The sequence below is a fragment of the Streptomyces sp. NPDC050509 genome (genome assembly GCF_044457965.1).
Lineage (GTDB): Bacteria > Actinomycetota > Actinomycetes > Streptomycetales > Streptomycetaceae > Streptomyces.
Genome location: NZ_JBITHL010000001.1, coordinates 557662 through 571681 on the forward strand (window position 1 = coordinate 557662; position 14020 = coordinate 571681).

Genomic DNA, 14020 nt, shown 5'->3' on the forward strand with positions numbered 1-14020 from the left:
GTGGGCCGCATGGCCACACGATCACCGGGCAGGGGCCCGGGGTATCAGGAATACGGCGACGGCACGGACCGTTGTCGCAGGCGGCTTCACCCGGAGAGCAGGAAGAGGTACCAGGCCATGGCCACAGTGGAACTCACCAAGGAGAACTTCGACCGGACGGTGTCGGAGAACGACTTCATCCTGATCGATTTCTGGGCTTCCTGGTGCGGTCCGTGCCGCCAGTTCGCCCCGGTCTACGAGAAGGCGTCGGAGCGTCACGACGATCTGGTCTTCGCCAAGGTCGACACGGAGGCCCAGCAGGAGCTGGCCGCGGCCTTCGAGATCCGTTCGATCCCGACGCTGATGATCGTCCGGGACAATGTCGCGGTCTTCGCCCAGCCGGGCGCGCTGCCCGAGACCGCCCTGGAGGACGTGATCGGCCAGGCGCGCGCGCTCGACATGGACGAGGTGCGCAAGTCGGTGGCGGAGGCCGAGGCGAAGGGCGCGGACGAGGGCTGACCCCGGGTCGAGGGCGCCGGGGCCAGGGGCAGCCCTGGCCCCGGCGCACCGGCCCCGAGGGCACTCGCCGGAAGGCTGAGAGCCGAAGAGGCCGGGAAGGCCGAAACGGCTAGAAGGGGTGCCCCGCCGGTTCGCGTCGTACGGTCGTCCAGCGCAGCTCCGTGAACGCCTCCAGGTTGGCCTCGCCGCCGAAGCGCGCGCCCGTTCCCGACGCGGCGACACCGCCGAAGGGCGCGACCGCCTCGTCGCTGACGGTCTGGTCGTTGATGTGGGCGATCCCGGTGGGGATACGGTCCGCCAGCTCCAGGCCGAGCGCCGTGTCCCGGGTGACGATGCCCAGGGAGAGGCCGTACGGGCCCGCCGCCGCGAGCGAGGCGGCCTCGTCCAGGCTGGTGAACGGGCGTACGGGTGCGACGGGGCCGAAGACCTCCTCCGTATAGGCGGGAGTGTGGTCGTCGGCGTCGGCGAGGACCGTGGGCCGGTAGAAGAGGTCGCGGTGGGTACCGCCCGCGACGACCCTGGCCCCGCGCGCCGCGCTCGCCTCCACCAGGGCGTCGATCTTGGCCAGTTGGGCCGCGTCGATGATCGGGCCGAGATGGACCTGCTCACGGTACGGGTCCCCCACGGCCAGCGACTCGGCCTTGGCGGCCAGCCGCTCCACGTACTCCTCGTACAGCGAGGCGTGGACGAGGTGGCGTCCGGTGGTCATGCAGATCTGGCCCTGGTGGAAGAAGGATCCCCAGGACGCCTGGGCGACGGCGGCCTCGATGTCGGCGTCTTCCAGGACGACGAGGGCGGAGTTGCCGCCGAGTTCGAGATGGGCGCGTTTGAGGGCGCCGCCCGCCGCCCGGCCGACCACGCGCCCGGCCGCCGTGGAGCCGGTGAAGGAGATCACCGGCACCCGCGCGTCCGCGACCAGCGCCTGTCCGGTCTCGGCGCCGCCGGGCAGGATGTGCAGCAGCCCCTCCGGCAGTCCGGCCTCCGCGAGGACGGCGGCGAGCGAGAGGCCGCCGCAGACGGCGGTGCGCGGGTCCGGCTTGAGCAGCACCGCGTTGCCGAGGGCCAGGGCCGGGGCGACCGACCGGATGGAGAGGATCAGCGGGGCGTTGAACGGGGCGATGACGCCGACGACACCGGCCGGGACCCGGCGGGTGTAGGAGAGCCGGGGCTCCTCGCTGGGCAGCACCTGGCCGGTGGGGCGGGAGGCGAGCGCCGCGGCCTCGTAGCACTCCTGCGCGGCGACGTGCAGTTCGAAGCCCGCCTTGCCGGGGACGGCCCCTGACTCCCGTATCAGCCAGTCGCGCAGTTCGTCGGCGTGCGCGGCGAACAGGTCGCCCGCGCGCCGCAGCACCCCGGCCCGTACCAGGTGCGGGGTGGCCGACCAGGCCCGCTGCGCCGCCTCGGCGGCTTCCGCGGCGGCGGCGACGTCCTCGGGAGAGGCGAGGGCGATCGTGCCCAGGACGTCGCCGGTCGCGGGCTCCACGACCGCGGACTCACCTCCCGACAGTCCGACGGGCTGCCAGGTCTTGGGGTCGAGCAAAGTCATGGAGGCTCTCCAGTGGCTCGGATGATCGGGTACGGTACAGCGGATCCGGGGCCGTGGCGGCGGGTTCCGCGAACACGGCGTCCCGCCACCTTCGGCCGAACTCCGTTTCCTCTGGCGGGAGTTGGCGTCGTGGTCAGCGTTCGAGGACGAGCGCGAGCCCCTGGCCCACCCCGATGCAGAGCGCGGCGAGCCCCGTGCCCGAGCCGGCCGCGGCGAGCTGGTGGGCGACGGATCCGGCGAGCCGGGCCCCGGAGGCGCCCAGCGGATGGCCGATCGCGAGGGCGCCGCCGCGCGGGTTGACGAGGGCCGGGTCCAGCTCGGGCCACTCGGCGAGGCAGCCCAGCGACTGGGCGGCGAACGCCTCGTTCAGCTCGAAGGTGGTGAGGTCGGCGAAGGTGCGGCCGGCCTTGCCCAGGGCGCGCCGGACGGCCTCGACCGGGCCGAGGCCGAAGAGCTGCGGCTCGATGCCGGTGACCGCGGAGGCGCGGATCCGGGCGAGCGGTTCGCGGCCGGTCTCGCGCAGGCCGTCCTCGTCGACGAGGAGCAGGGCGGCGGCGCCGTCGTTGAGGGGTGAGGCGTTGCCCGCCGTCACCGTCCCGGTGCCGTCCTTGCGGAACGACGGCTTCAGCTTGGCGAGCGCCTCCATGGACGTGGTGTCGCGGACGCATTCGTCCCGGGTGAGTTCCACCCCGTCGTACGGGACGACCTCGCCGTCGTACAGTCCGGCCGCCCAGGCGTCGGCGGCCTTGCGGTGGCTGGCGAGGGCGAAGGCGTCCTGCTGTTCGCGGCCGATGGCGTGCTGGTCCGCGATCAGTTCGGCGCCCTCGCCGAGCGGCACGCTCCACTGAGCGGGCATCCTCGGGTTGGTCATGCGCCAGCCCAGGGTGGTCGAGTGGAGCTGCTGGTGGCCGGCCGGGAAGGCGCGTTCCGGTTTCTGGAGCACCCACGGGGCGCGCGACATGGACTCGACGCCGCCCGCCACGACGACGGAGGCGTCGCCGAGGGCCACCGCGCGGGCGGCCTGGATGACCGCTTCGAGGCCGGAGCCGCAGAGCCGGTTGACGGTCACGCCCGGGACGGAGACGGGGAGTCCGGCGAGCAGCACGGCCATCCGCGCCACGTCGCGGTTGTCCTCGCCCGCACCGTTGGCGTCCCCGAGGACCACGTCGTCGATCCTGGCCGGGTCGAGGTCGGGCGAGCGGTCCACCAGCGCCTTCACCACATGGGCGGCGAGGTCGTCGGGGCGTACGGAGGAGAGGGCGCCCCCGAACCTGCCGATCGGGGTACGGACGGCGTCGACGATGTAGACGTCGCGAATGCTCATCGGATCTCCGGCTTCTCTCCCCTGGCGCACGCCCGCCACCTCGGCGGCTGTTCGCCTGGTGAACTTTGGTTCATAACGGCGACCGTCAGAGTCTCTGCCCGCCGCCGACCGCTGTCAACGGCCGTCACGGGGGCGCCAAGGGCCGTCAAAGGGCGTCAAGGGGCGGAGAGAAGCCGCGGGAATCAGGCAGGGGCCTGGTCCGGCGGTACGGCGACCACCCGCACCGACAGCCCGTAGTCCAGCTCGTCCCCGTCGACCAGCAGCGCCTCCACGGTGCGGGTCTCGGGGTCGATGTCCGCCTCCATCCCGTTACCCGCGTACCGCGGATAACCGGAGGCCCCGGTGTCGCCCGTCGCCTCGACCACGGCCGAGCGCAGGGCGTTCTCCGCCCAGGGCGGCCCCTCGTGCTCCTCGGTGAACTCGGCGACCAGCAGAAGCTCGAAGCGGCGCGGAACAGTAGTCATACCGCCGACGCTAGCCATCCGGCCGGGCCACCGCACCTCGCGTGGCCGCCGCACCTCGCGTGGCCGCCGCACGTCGCGTGGCCGCGCGAAAGACCTCCACCGGCCCGTCAGCTCGACTCGCGGTGGACGACCCGCGCCCCCATCAGGTCATGGCGCTCCGGTTCGGCCTCCGGGTCGCGGACCGCGCGGTCGACGAGCTGGGCCAGCCGCGGCCCGGTCGCCATGTCGACACGGATCGTGGAGAGCCGGGGGCGCAGCAGCCGCCCGAGCAGCAGATCGTCGGCGCCGATCACCGCGGTCTGGGCCGGTACGCCGATCCCCTCGTCCTGGAGGGCCCGCATCAGAAGCATCGCGTACTCGTCGTTGTACGCGAAGACGGCGTCGAGGCCGAGACCGCGCCAGCGGGCCGCGAGGGCGGCGGCGGACTCCTCCGTGTACGCCAGGGGCAGCGGCGTGACGCGGACGGCGCCGCCCGGATCCAGGGCCGCGGCGCGGGCGCCCGCGAGGCGCGGGGCGGCGTACAGCTCCAGGCCCGGTTCCCGCGGCATCACCACCCCGATCGCGCGGCGCCCGCGTGCGACGAGATGGGCGACCGCCCGGCCGCCGATGGTCCGCTGGTCCATGACCAGCGCGTGCGCGCCCGCGATCCGCTGCGAGCCGAGCGTGATCACGGCCCGGGCCCCTGACCTCTTGAGCAGGTCCACCGCCTCCGGGGTGAGGAGCGTCTCGCCGAGCGAGACCACGGCGACGGGCCGCAGTTCGGCCCAGGCGCGGGCCGCGCCCGCCGCGTCCAGGCCGAGGCCGCCGTACTGCACCACCGTGTAGCCGAGCCGGCGCAGCGCCCGCTGGAACTCTTCGAAGATCCGGCTGTAGAGCGGGCCCACGGGGACATGGCCGGTGGGCAGCAGCACCGTCCGGGTGTGTCCGGCGCGCAGGCTGCGGGCGGCGGCGTGCGGCACGTACCCGAGCCGCTCGGCCGCCTCCCTGACCCGCAGCCGGGTGGGTTCGCTGATCCGTACGGCGGTGATGCCGTTGAGCACGTACGAGACGGTGGCCCGGGACACCCCCGCCAGCCGTGCGACATCGGAACTGGTCGGCAGGGGCCCGGCCGCCGGGGCGGCTCGGTCGGCGGAGTGCTCGGTGGGCTGGCTCATCGCACCCGGCATCCTGCCAGAACGGCCCCCGGCGGGGCACCCGGCGGACCGATCCGGTCCGCGATCCGGTGCGCTCCGGCCGACCCGCCCGGCGATCGCGGCCGGCCACGTTCTACCGTCTACGGATGATCGCTTCGTCCCCCGGCTCTCCCGGTTCCTCCAGCTCCTCCGCGTCTCCCGACTCCCCCGGCCGCAGCGGGCCCGGCGCCACGGCCGAGGCCGACCCGCGCGCCGTCGGCCCGGTCCGTACCTCCTACGCGCCCGAGCACGACGGCGACCCCGACCCCGGCGAGATCGTCTGGACCTGGGTGCCGTTCGAGGAGAACGACGGGCGCGGCAAGGACCGTCCGGTCCTGGTGGTGGCGCGCGAGGCGGCGGGCACCCTGCTCGCCGTGCAGCTCTCCAGCAAGCGCCATGACCGGGACCGCGAGTGGGTGCCGATCGGGGTCGGGCCGTGGGACCGCGAGGGGCGCGAGTCGTGGGTGGACGTGGACCGGGTGCTCCGCGTCCACGACCGGGGGATGCGGCGCGAGGCGTGCGCCCTGGACCGGGGGCGGTTCAATCTGGTCGTCAACCGGCTGAAGGAGCTGTACGGCTGGAAGTGAGCTCCTGGCCCCCCGGGCCCGGCGGGTCCTGGACGGGCCGGCCCGTGGCCCGTGGGCCCAGGACCCGCCGGAACGCCCCCAGGGTTGTGGCCTCCCGCGTCCGGTCCAGCACCGCGAAGACCGTCTCGTCGAAGGCCCCGGCGAACCGGCCCGCCCCCGTGAGCAGCGCCCGGAAGGCCTCCGCGACGGCCGCCGGGTCGTTGCGGAACACACCGCACCCCCAGGCGCCCAGCACCAGCCGCCGGTAGCCGCCCGCCACGGCCGTCTCCAGGACCCGTTCCGCGCGGGCGGCGAGAGCGGCCGGGACGCGGTGGACGTCCTCGGGGGCGCGCCGCGCGATCACCCCGGCGTTCGGCGCGGGCGAGGTGAGGAAGCCCACCTGGTACGGGGTGTCGAGCAGCCGGCCCCGGTCGTCGCGGAAGACCGGCACCCCCGGTGAGTGGATCACCCGGTCGGTGTAGAACGGGTCCCGGTCGGCGCGGTGGTGGGCGTAGAACTCCGGCGCCGCCCGCAGCGTGGTGTGGAGCGCGGAGGCCCGGCACAGCGCCTCCTCCTGGGCCTGCGCGCCGTTCAGATAGCCGCCGCCCGGGTTCCGCGCGGACGCGAAATTCAGTACGGCCACGGGCGCCCCGGGATCCGCCGCCGTCAGCCGGCGCGCCGCGTCCAGGCTGCTCTCGCCGGTGACCTCGACGGCCGGCGCGCCACGGTCCGTACCCCCGGAAGCGGCCCGGTCCGTACGGCCGGACGGAGACGGCGCGGCGGGCGGACCCGCCGGGCCGACCGGCCCCGGGCCGTACATCCTCGTGCCCGCCACCGCCGCGTCCACCGCGGCGCGAAGGAACACCTCACGGCCGTCCGGAGCACGGTAGACCCCCGATCGGACGATCTCCTCTGTTTCCTTCGCAATGCCCCGCAGCCGTGCGCTCATACGGGAATTCTGCGTGAACGATCTCTCCCGGGGCAATGGCATTTCTGACGATAAAGTGACCGCGCGGGCACTCTTGTGCGAAGCGGCGAGAGTGGCTTTAGGTTGGACGAAGCGCTCGCCCCGAACCCGGGGCGGAGTACGGTCACGCGGTCTTCGACAGGAGGATCCGCACATGCCACCCGACAGTTTCAACGAGGGATCACCGCTCGGTGAGGACGACGCCGAGGACCTGCTGCGCGGCATCTGTTTCAAGACGGGCCCGCCCCGCACCGTGGGTGTCGAACTGGAATGGCTCGTCCACGATCTGCGTACCCCCGAAATCCCCGTCCCGGCCCACCGCCTCCGAGAGGCGTTCGAGGGGCTGCGGGCCCTGCACCTCCGATCCGCGCTCACCTTCGAACCCGGCGGCCAGGTGGAGCTCAGCTCCGCGCCCGCCGCGTCCCTGACGGAGTGCGTCACCTCCACCTCCGCCGACCTGGACGCCGTGCGTCCGGTTCTGCGTGCGGCGGGACTCACCCTCACGGGGCTGGGTCAGGACCCCTGGAACTCCCCGGAGCGGATGCTGCGGGAACCCCGCTACGACGCCATGGAGACCTATCTCGACCGGATCGGTCCGGCCGGCCGCGCCATGATGCGGTCGACCGCCTCCATCCAGGTCTGTCTGGACGCGGGGCACGAGGAGCCGGGGCCGCTCGGCCACGGACGGCGCTGGCAGCTCGCCCACCTGCTGGGCGCGGTGCTCGTCGCCGCCTTCGCGAACTCTCCGATGCGGGAGGGCGAGGAGACGGGATGGCGCTCCACCCGGCAGGCGATGTGGACCCAGCTCGACCCGCCCCGTACCGCCGCGCCGTCCTCCGCGCTGTCACCGCGGGACGCCTGGGCCGCGTACGCGCTCGACGCGCCGGTGATGTGCGTACGGGCCGCCGAGGGGCCCTGGACCGTTCCCGAGGGGCTGACCTTCCGGGAGTGGATCCGCTCCGGGCTGCCGCGTCCGCCGGTCCGCGCCGACCTCGACTACCACCTCACGACGCTCTTCCCGCCGGTCAGACCGCGCGGCCATCTCGAACTGCGGATGATCGACGCGCAGCCCGGTGAGGACGGCTGGCTGGTGCCGCTCGCCGTCACCACCGCGCTGTTCGACGACCCCGAGGCGGCGGAGACGGTGTACCGCACCGTCAAACCACTCGCCGAGACGGCGGGCCCACTGCCCGCCCCGGCCAATCCGCTCTGGGTCAACGCCGCCCGGTACGGGCTGGCCGACCCGGAGCTGCACGCGGCGGCGATCTCCTGTTTCGCCGTCGCACGGGAAGCGCTGCCGCGCATCGGCGCGACACCCCAGGTGCAGGAGGTGGTCGACCGGTTCTTCGACCGTTACGTCCTGCCGGGCCGGTGTCCGGCCGATGATCTGCGCGCGCCCGTGGCAGGGAACGCGCCAGGGAACGCGCCAGGGAAGGACCTCCGCACATGACCGACCTCGCCGGCCTGTCCACCGAGGAGCAGCTCAAGCAGCGTGCCGTCGACTCGCTGACGGCGGCCCGGGCCCGTACCGCCCTGCTGACCTCCTGTGTCGACGACCACGACCTCACCGCACAGCACTCGCCGCTGATGTCCCCCCTGGTCTGGGACCTCGCGCACATCGGCAACCAGGAGGAGCAGTGGCTCCTGCGGACCGTCGGGGGCCGCCCCGCCGTACGTCCCGAGATCGACTCCGTGTACGACGCGTTCGAGCACCCCAGGGCCGCCCGGCCCACCCTGCCGCTGCTGCCGCCCACCGAGGCGCGGGCGTACGCCGCCGACGTACGCGGCCGGGTCCTCGACATCATCGAGCGCACCCCGCTGCACGGCGGTCCCCTGCTGGACGCGGGGTTCGCCTTCGGGATGATCGCGCAGCACGAACAGCAGCACGACGAGACGATGCTCATCACCCACCAGTTGCGCACGGGACCGACCGCGCTGACCGCGCCCCCGCCGCCGACCGGGGACACGACGGGGCTGCCCGCCGAAGTCCTCGTACCCGGGGGCCCGTTCACCATGGGAACCTCCACGGAGCCATGGGCGCTGGACAACGAGCGGCCGGCCCACCAACGGATCGTCCCGGCGTTCTGGATCGACACCGTGCCCGTGACCAACGGCGACTACCAGCGGTTCATCGAGGACGGCGGCTACACCGAGGAGCGCTGGTGGGCGCCGGAAGGATGGGCGCAGATCCGGGAACACTCCATCGGCGCCCCGCTTTTCTGGCGGCGCGACGGCGGACAGTGGCTGCGCCGCCGCTTCTCGGTGCTGGAACCGGTCCCGGCGGACGAGCCGGTGCTCCATGTGAGCTGGTACGAGGCCGACGCCTACGCCCGCTGGGCGGGCCGGCGGCTGCCGACCGAGGAGGAGTGGGAGAAGGCCGCGCGGCACGACCCCGTCTCGGGACGGTCGCTGCGCCATCCCTGGGGTGACGGCGAGCCCACCGAACTCCACGCCAACCTCGGCCAGCGCCATCTCCAGCCGGCCCCGGCGGGCAGCTACCCGGCGGGCGCGTCGCCGCTCGGGGTACGGCAGTTGATCGGGGACGTGTGGGAGTGGACGTCGAGCGACTTCCTGCCGTACCCGGGCTTCGCCGCCTTCCCCTACCGCGAGTACTCGGAGGTGTTCTTCGGCAGCGCGCACAAGGTGCTGCGGGGCGGGTCGTTCGCGGTGGACCAGGTGGCCTGCCGTGGCACCTTCCGCAACTGGGACCTGCCGGTGCGCCGGCAGATCTTCTCGGGGTTCCGAACGGCGCGCACCGCGGCCCCCGGCGCCCTGACTGCCGCTGCCACCGGAGATGTCTGATGTGCCGTCATATCGCGGCCCTGGGAACGCCGATGACACTCGGCGCGGTGCTCATCGAGCCGCCGCACGCGCTGTACCGGCAGTCCTGGGCGCCGCGCAGACAGCGCAACGGGACGGTCAACGCCGACGGTTTCGGCGTCGGTTGGTACGCCGAGGGCGATCCGGTGCCCGCGCGCTACCGCCGCGCGGGCCCCATCTGGGGCGACCTGGGCTTCACCGACCTGGCCCGGGTGATCCGTACCGGCGCGCTGCTCGCGGCCGTACGGGACGCCACCCTGCCCGGCGCCGACGGGGAGGCCGCCGCGGCGCCCTTCGCCGCCGGGACCTGGCTGTTCAGCCACAACGGCTCGGTGGGCGGCTGGCCCGGCTCGCTCGCGGGCCTGGCCGCGGCGCTGCCCGCCGAGGAGCTGCTCTCGCTGGTGGCGCGCAGCGACTCGGGGCTGGTGTGGGCGCTGGTGCTGCACCGGCTGCGGGCGGGCGACGACCTCGGTCAGGCGCTGGCCGACACCGTCGTCGAGGTGGCGGACGCGGCGCCCGGGTCCCGGCTCAACCTGCTGCTCACCGACGGCGCCCGGATAGCGGCGACAGCCTGGGGGGACACACTCTGGTACCGCGCCGGATCCGGTGACGATCCCACCCTGGTGGCCTCGGAGCCGTACGACGACGACCCGCGCTGGCGCGAGGTCCCCGACCGCACGCTGCTCGTGGCGAGCCGCGGCGACGTCCTGCTCTCCCCTCTCAAGGAGCTTCCCGCGTGAGCCCGTTCCTGCTGACCCGCACGCTGCCCGAGGACGCCACGGACGCCGCGCTGCGCGCCGATGTGCTCCACGGGCTGACCCGTACGCCCAAGACACTGCCGCCCAAGTGGTTCTACGACGCCCGGGGCAGTGAGCTGTTCGAGGAGATCACCACACTGCCCGAGTACTATCCGACGCGCGCCGAGCGGGAGATCCTGCACGCCCGCGCGCCCGAGATCGCGGCGGCGACGGGCGCGCGCACCCTGATCGAGCTGGGGTCGGGGTCGTCCGAGAAGACCCGTCTGCTGCTGGAGTCGGCGCCCGACCTGACCAGTTACGTACCGGTCGATGTCAGCGAGAGCGCGCTGAGCGGGGCCGCCGAAGGGCTGCTCGCCGACCATCCGGGGATCGACGTGCACGCGATCGTCGCCGACTTCACCGGCGGCCTCTCGCTGCCCGGCACCCCGGGGCCCCGGCTGGTCGCGTTCCTCGGCGGCACGATCGGCAATCTGCTGCCCGCCGAGCGCGCCGCGTTCCTCGCCTCGGTCCGCGGGCTGCTGGCCCCCGGCGACGGGCTGCTGCTCGGCACGGACCTGGTCAAGGAGGAGTCCGTACTGGTCAGGGCGTACGACGACGCGGCCGGTGTGACGGCCGCGTTCAACAAGAACGTGCTGACCGTCATGAACCGTGAGCTGGGCGCCGACTTCCCGCCGGACGCCTTCGACCATGTGGCGCTCTGGGACCCGGAGAACGAGTGGATCGAGATGCGGCTGCGGGCCCGCTCCCGGCTCACCGTGAAGATCCCGGAGCTGGATCTGGTGGTGCACTTCGACGCGGGTGAGGAGGTACGTACGGAGGTGTCGGCCAAGTTCCGTCAGGACCGGGTGAGGTCCGAACTGTCCGCCGCGCGGATGGAGTTGACGCACTGGTGGACCGACGGGGCGGACCGGTTCGCCCTGTCGCTCGCGAAGGCGGTCTGACGGGGGACGCCCCCGGCCCTCGCGTACGGCGCGGCGCCCCCACGGGCGCCGGCGCCGTACGCGAGGGCGCCGTATGTGATCGCGCGGTGCGCCGTACGGGCCAGCGCGCGGCGATCGGTGTGGTGGCCGGCCGGGATCGGCGGCAGGAGGGTGATCTCCGCGATGAGCCCGCCGGCCGCCACGACCCGCCACAGCGACGCGGGCAGTGTGTCGTCCCCGACGAAGGCCGGCGCCCCCGAGGGCTCCCCGTCCGGAGCGCGGTAGGTGATCCGTACGGGCCGGACGGCGGCGCCCGCGTCCACCGCGGCCTGGAAGACGGCCGAGGTGAACCGGCCCTGCTCCCGGCCGCACCAGGTGCACGCCTCGGGAAAGGCGATCACCCGCGAGCCCGCCCCGAGGGCGCCGGAGAGGGTGCGTACGGCGTCGGGCAGCGCGCGCAGCCGCTCACGCTCCACGAACAGCGTGCCGCCCCGGGCGGCGAGCGCGCCCAGCAGCGGCCAGCGCCGGATCTCGCTCTTGGCCAGCATCCGGCCGGGGAAGACGGCGGCGAGGAGCGGGATGTCCAGCCAGGAGATGTGGTTGGCGACGACCAGCACCCCGGCGCCGCGTGGGGCCACGGCGCCCGCCGCCCCGCGCGCCCCGGTCCCGTACTCCCCCGCACCGCGCACCGTGATCCGCAGACCGAAGGCGCGCAGTACGGTACGGGACCAGCTCCGGGTGAGCCGGTCCCGTACCGCCGCGCCCAGCGGGGCGAGGAGCGGCGCGAGCAGCGCGCCGCACAGGACGAGCGGGATCCCCAGCAGCAGACGGCCCGCCCCGGTCGCCGTACCGGCCGCCGGGCCGGGGTGGCGCGAGCAGTCGCGCGGGGTGCAGGGCGCGGCGGGCAGCCAGGCGCTCATGCGGCGGGGGCGAGGGAGAGGAAGTGCCGCAGATAGCGCGGGTTGGTGCGGCGCATCGACAGCAGGACGTACAGGTCGGCGACGCCGAACTCCGGGTCGTGCGCGGGCGCGCCGCACACCCAGGCGCCGAGCCGCAGATAGCCGCGCAGCAGCGGCGGCAGTTCGGCGGGGGCGGCGGCCACGGCGGCGGGCTCCGGGGTCCAGAGCCGGTGCGGGGTGACCCAGTACTCCTCGGGGGCGAGGTGCTTGTCCTTGACGCGGTTCCAGGTGGAAGCGGCCAGCGCGCCGCCGTCGGCGAGGGGCACCGAGCAGCAGCCCGCCAGCCAGTTGTGTCCTGTGGTGGTCATGTAGCGGGCGAGCCCGGCCCAGATCAGGGCGATGACGCCGCCGGTGCGGTGCAGCGGGTGGACGCAGGAGCGGCCCACCTCTACCAGGTCGTGGCGGATCGGGGCGAGCCGGGCGAGGTCGAACTCGCTGTCGGAGTAGATCCGTCCGGCGGCCCTGGCGCGCTCGGGCGGCAGCAGCCGGTACGTGCCGACGACCTCGCCGGTGGACTCCTCCCGGACCAGCAGATGGTCGCAGTACGCGTCGAACGCGTCGGTGTCGAGACCGGGCTCGGGTCCGTCGAGCCGGGCGCCGAGCTCCCCGGCGAAGACGAGGTGCCGCAGGCGCTGGGCGGCCCGTACGTCCTCCTGGGTACGGGCGAGCTGGAGGAGGTAGCGCGGCTCGGCACCGGCGGCGGGGCCCGGAGTGGGGAGCGGGGCGGGGGAGAGCACGGTGGCGGGAGCGGGGGCGGGCATGGCGGACTCCTGTGCCGTAGGGAGGGCAGGGTGCCGGGTCCGTCGCGGGCGCGTGGACCCGGCACCTCGTTTCTTCCGTGACCGACTGGATTTGACATGACCACACGGCGGAGTGCGGATGTGAGGCGGCTGAATGCCGGGGACCGCACCACGCCGGGGCGCTCCCGCGCTACAGCGCGCGGCCGGCGGGCCCACCGTCCTCGGCCACGACGTCGCGCGGGGAGACCACCGTGCCCGCCCAGGTCAGGGCCTTCCACCCCGCCTCGGAGGTGCCTTCCAGGGCCACGACGCCCGTGTTGGCCAGCGCGTGGGCGGCGGCGAAGTCCACCTCCACGTTCTGCGCGCGGGCGGCGGTCCACATCCGGATCGCCGCGCCATGGCTGACCAGCGCGACCGTACCGGCGCCCGTCGCCGCCGCCTCCGCGACCACCGCGTCGAACCGGGCCAGCGCCTCGGCCCCGCTCTCGCCGCCCGGCATCCGCAGCTCCGTTTCGCCCGCGGACCAGGCGAACGCGGTGGTCAGATAGCGCCGGACCGACTCCTCGTCGCCGCGCATCTCCAGCTCTCCCGCCGCCAGCTCCCTGATCCCCTCCCTGACCCGGATCTCCAGACCGCGCGCGGCGGCCAGCGGGGCCGCCGTGAGCCGCGTACGGACCAGGGTCGACACGTACAGCGCCCCGATGTCCTCGTCGGCCAGCACGGCGGGCAGCGCGGCGGCCTGCCGCTCCCCCGTCCCGGTGAGCCCGGGACCGGGCGCGGCGGTGTCCAGGAGGCCGGCGAGGTTGGACGGTGTCTGGCCGTGGCGGATCAGCAGCAGGCGCATGAGGTCGCATCCCTCCGGATGGGCGTACGGGTACCCGTACCACTCTCCCAGAGGGCGGCGGGTGCCATCGTGGCCTCGCGGGGAACGGCGGGGTGGGGCACGGTGGAGTGACGTCGCGGGCCCCGCGACGTGTGAAGGCGTGAACGTGAAACCTGCAGAGGAGAACGGCCCCATGTCGCACCACACCTACCGGGTCACCGAGATCGTCGGCACCTCGCACGAGGGCGTCGACGACGCCATCCGCAACGGCGTCAGCCGCGCGGCCCAGACGCTGCGCGGGCTGGACTGGTTCGAGGTGACACAAGTACGCGGCCACATCGTCGACGGCGACATCGAGCACTACCAGGTCGGCATGAAGGTCGGATTCCGGCTCGACGACACGGAGTGACGCTCCCGTGCGCGACACGGAGTGACGCTCCCGTGCGCCCAGCGCCGGTCAGGC

Annotated in this window: 15 protein-coding genes; 7 read left to right on the forward strand and 8 right to left on the reverse strand. The window is 74.1% G+C overall.

Going from position 1 to position 14020, the window contains the following annotated elements; all coding sequences use genetic code 11:
• Nucleotides 1-117: 117 nt before the first annotated feature.
• Nucleotides 118-498 (forward strand): thioredoxin, encoded by a 381-nt coding sequence (gene trxA / locus ACIBJC_RS01975; protein ID WP_329826508.1) that lies wholly within the window; start codon nucleotides 118-120, stop codon nucleotides 496-498.
• A gap of 109 nt (nucleotides 499-607) precedes the next feature.
• On the opposite strand, the gene ACIBJC_RS01980 is transcribed toward trxA, so the two are convergent.
• From ACIBJC_RS01980 to ACIBJC_RS01995, 4 genes are all read right to left on the reverse strand, one after another.
• Entirely contained in the window at nucleotides 608-2044 is a 1437-nt protein-coding gene (locus ACIBJC_RS01980; RefSeq protein ID WP_399286387.1) for a benzaldehyde dehydrogenase, read from the reverse strand.
• Between the two features lie 133 nt (nucleotides 2045-2177).
• The gene (locus ACIBJC_RS01985) at nucleotides 2178-3368 is read right to left on the reverse strand and encodes a thiolase family protein (protein ID WP_399286390.1); all 1191 of its coding nucleotides are present in this window, start codon (nucleotides 3366-3368) and stop codon (nucleotides 2178-2180) included.
• A gap of 182 nt (nucleotides 3369-3550) precedes the next feature.
• Nucleotides 3551-3832, reverse strand: coding sequence for a hypothetical protein (locus tag ACIBJC_RS01990; RefSeq protein ID WP_399286392.1), 282 nt, complete (start codon nucleotides 3830-3832; stop codon nucleotides 3551-3553).
• A 107-nt stretch (nucleotides 3833-3939) separates the two neighbouring features.
• The gene (locus ACIBJC_RS01995) at nucleotides 3940-4986 is read right to left on the reverse strand and encodes a LacI family DNA-binding transcriptional regulator (protein ID WP_399286395.1); all 1047 of its coding nucleotides are present in this window, start codon (nucleotides 4984-4986) and stop codon (nucleotides 3940-3942) included.
• Between the two features lie 125 nt (nucleotides 4987-5111).
• On the opposite strand from ACIBJC_RS01995, the gene ACIBJC_RS02000 reads away from it, so the two are divergent.
• Complete coding sequence (locus ACIBJC_RS02000) at nucleotides 5112-5591, forward strand: type II toxin-antitoxin system PemK/MazF family toxin (RefSeq protein WP_399286398.1); 480 nt, start codon at nucleotides 5112-5114, stop codon at nucleotides 5589-5591.
• Here the strand turns inward: ACIBJC_RS02000 and ACIBJC_RS02005 are convergent.
• Nucleotides 5557-6519: a TIGR02452 family protein gene (locus tag ACIBJC_RS02005; RefSeq protein ID WP_399286400.1), complete on the reverse strand. Its 963-nt coding sequence runs from the start codon at nucleotides 6517-6519 to the stop codon at nucleotides 5557-5559. The genes ACIBJC_RS02000 and ACIBJC_RS02005 overlap by 35 nt on opposite strands.
• A gap of 172 nt (nucleotides 6520-6691) precedes the next feature.
• On the opposite strand from ACIBJC_RS02005, the gene egtA reads away from it, so the two are divergent.
• Genes egtA through egtD form a run of 4 tightly spaced genes read left to right on the forward strand, consistent with a single transcriptional unit; the run spans nucleotide 6692 to nucleotide 11056 of the window.
• A complete protein-coding gene (gene egtA, locus ACIBJC_RS02010) occupies nucleotides 6692-7987 on the forward strand; it encodes an ergothioneine biosynthesis glutamate--cysteine ligase EgtA (protein ID WP_399286403.1) in 1296 nt (431 codons plus the stop codon).
• Complete coding sequence (gene egtB, locus ACIBJC_RS02015; protein ID WP_399286405.1) at nucleotides 7984-9339, forward strand: ergothioneine biosynthesis protein EgtB; 1356 nt, start codon at nucleotides 7984-7986, stop codon at nucleotides 9337-9339. Before egtA ends, egtB begins: the two co-directional genes overlap by 4 nt.
• A complete protein-coding gene (gene egtC, locus ACIBJC_RS02020) occupies nucleotides 9339-10097 on the forward strand; it encodes an ergothioneine biosynthesis protein EgtC (protein ID WP_399286408.1) in 759 nt (252 codons plus the stop codon). The genes egtB and egtC overlap by 1 nt, the downstream gene beginning before the upstream one ends.
• Nucleotides 10094-11056, forward strand: coding sequence for an L-histidine N(alpha)-methyltransferase (gene egtD / locus ACIBJC_RS02025; protein ID WP_399286411.1), 963 nt, complete (start codon nucleotides 10094-10096; stop codon nucleotides 11054-11056). Before egtC ends, egtD begins: the two co-directional genes overlap by 4 nt.
• On the opposite strand, the gene ACIBJC_RS02030 is transcribed toward egtD, so the two are convergent.
• From ACIBJC_RS02030 to ACIBJC_RS02040, 3 genes are all read right to left on the reverse strand, one after another.
• Nucleotides 10951-11955 (reverse strand): lysophospholipid acyltransferase family protein, encoded by a 1005-nt coding sequence (locus tag ACIBJC_RS02030; RefSeq protein ID WP_399286414.1) that lies wholly within the window; start codon nucleotides 11953-11955, stop codon nucleotides 10951-10953. The genes egtD and ACIBJC_RS02030 overlap by 106 nt on opposite strands.
• Nucleotides 11952-12755, reverse strand: a complete 804-nt coding sequence (locus ACIBJC_RS02035) for a GNAT family N-acetyltransferase (protein ID WP_399286417.1) — start codon at nucleotides 12753-12755, stop codon at nucleotides 11952-11954. Before ACIBJC_RS02035 ends, ACIBJC_RS02030 begins: the two co-directional genes overlap by 4 nt.
• 169 nt (nucleotides 12756-12924) lie before the next feature.
• The gene (locus ACIBJC_RS02040; RefSeq protein WP_399286420.1) at nucleotides 12925-13578 is read right to left on the reverse strand and encodes a histidine phosphatase family protein; all 654 of its coding nucleotides are present in this window, start codon (nucleotides 13576-13578) and stop codon (nucleotides 12925-12927) included.
• Between the two features lie 172 nt (nucleotides 13579-13750).
• On the opposite strand from ACIBJC_RS02040, the gene ACIBJC_RS02045 reads away from it, so the two are divergent.
• Nucleotides 13751-13966, forward strand: a complete 216-nt coding sequence (locus tag ACIBJC_RS02045) for a dodecin (RefSeq protein ID WP_329826494.1) — start codon at nucleotides 13751-13753, stop codon at nucleotides 13964-13966.
• Nucleotides 13967-14020: the final 54 nt, after the last annotated feature.

Excerpts from the sequence above, each read along its gene's own strand:
- ACIBJC_RS01995 (WP_399286395.1), bottom strand. The coding sequence starts at position 4,986 with ATGAGCCAGCCCACCGAGCACTCCGCCGACCGAGCCGCCCCGGCGGCC.
- ACIBJC_RS01980 (WP_399286387.1), bottom strand. The coding sequence starts at position 2,044 with ATGACTTTGCTCGACCCCAAGACCTGGCAGCCCGTCGGACTGTCGGGA.
- ACIBJC_RS02005 (WP_399286400.1), bottom strand. The coding sequence starts at position 6,519 with ATGAGCGCACGGCTGCGGGGCATTGCGAAGGAAACAGAGGAGATCGTC.
- trxA (WP_329826508.1), top strand. The coding sequence starts at position 118 with ATGGCCACAGTGGAACTCACCAAGGAGAACTTCGACCGGACGGTGTCG.
- ACIBJC_RS01990 (WP_399286392.1), bottom strand. The coding sequence starts at position 3,832 with ATGACTACTGTTCCGCGCCGCTTCGAGCTTCTGCTGGTCGCCGAGTTC.
- ACIBJC_RS02030 (WP_399286414.1), bottom strand. The coding sequence starts at position 11,955 with ATGAGCGCCTGGCTGCCCGCCGCGCCCTGCACCCCGCGCGACTGCTCG.
- egtB (WP_399286405.1), top strand. The coding sequence starts at position 7,984 with ATGACCGACCTCGCCGGCCTGTCCACCGAGGAGCAGCTCAAGCAGCGT.
- ACIBJC_RS02035 (WP_399286417.1), bottom strand. The coding sequence starts at position 12,755 with ATGCCCGCCCCCGCTCCCGCCACCGTGCTCTCCCCCGCCCCGCTCCCC.
- ACIBJC_RS02000 (WP_399286398.1), top strand. The coding sequence starts at position 5,112 with ATGATCGCTTCGTCCCCCGGCTCTCCCGGTTCCTCCAGCTCCTCCGCG.
- egtC (WP_399286408.1), top strand. The coding sequence starts at position 9,339 with ATGTGCCGTCATATCGCGGCCCTGGGAACGCCGATGACACTCGGCGCG.
- ACIBJC_RS02040 (WP_399286420.1), bottom strand. The coding sequence starts at position 13,578 with ATGCGCCTGCTGCTGATCCGCCACGGCCAGACACCGTCCAACCTCGCC.
- egtA (WP_399286403.1), top strand. The coding sequence starts at position 6,692 with ATGCCACCCGACAGTTTCAACGAGGGATCACCGCTCGGTGAGGACGAC.
- ACIBJC_RS02045 (WP_329826494.1), top strand. The coding sequence starts at position 13,751 with ATGTCGCACCACACCTACCGGGTCACCGAGATCGTCGGCACCTCGCAC.
- ACIBJC_RS01985 (WP_399286390.1), bottom strand. The coding sequence starts at position 3,368 with ATGAGCATTCGCGACGTCTACATCGTCGACGCCGTCCGTACCCCGATC.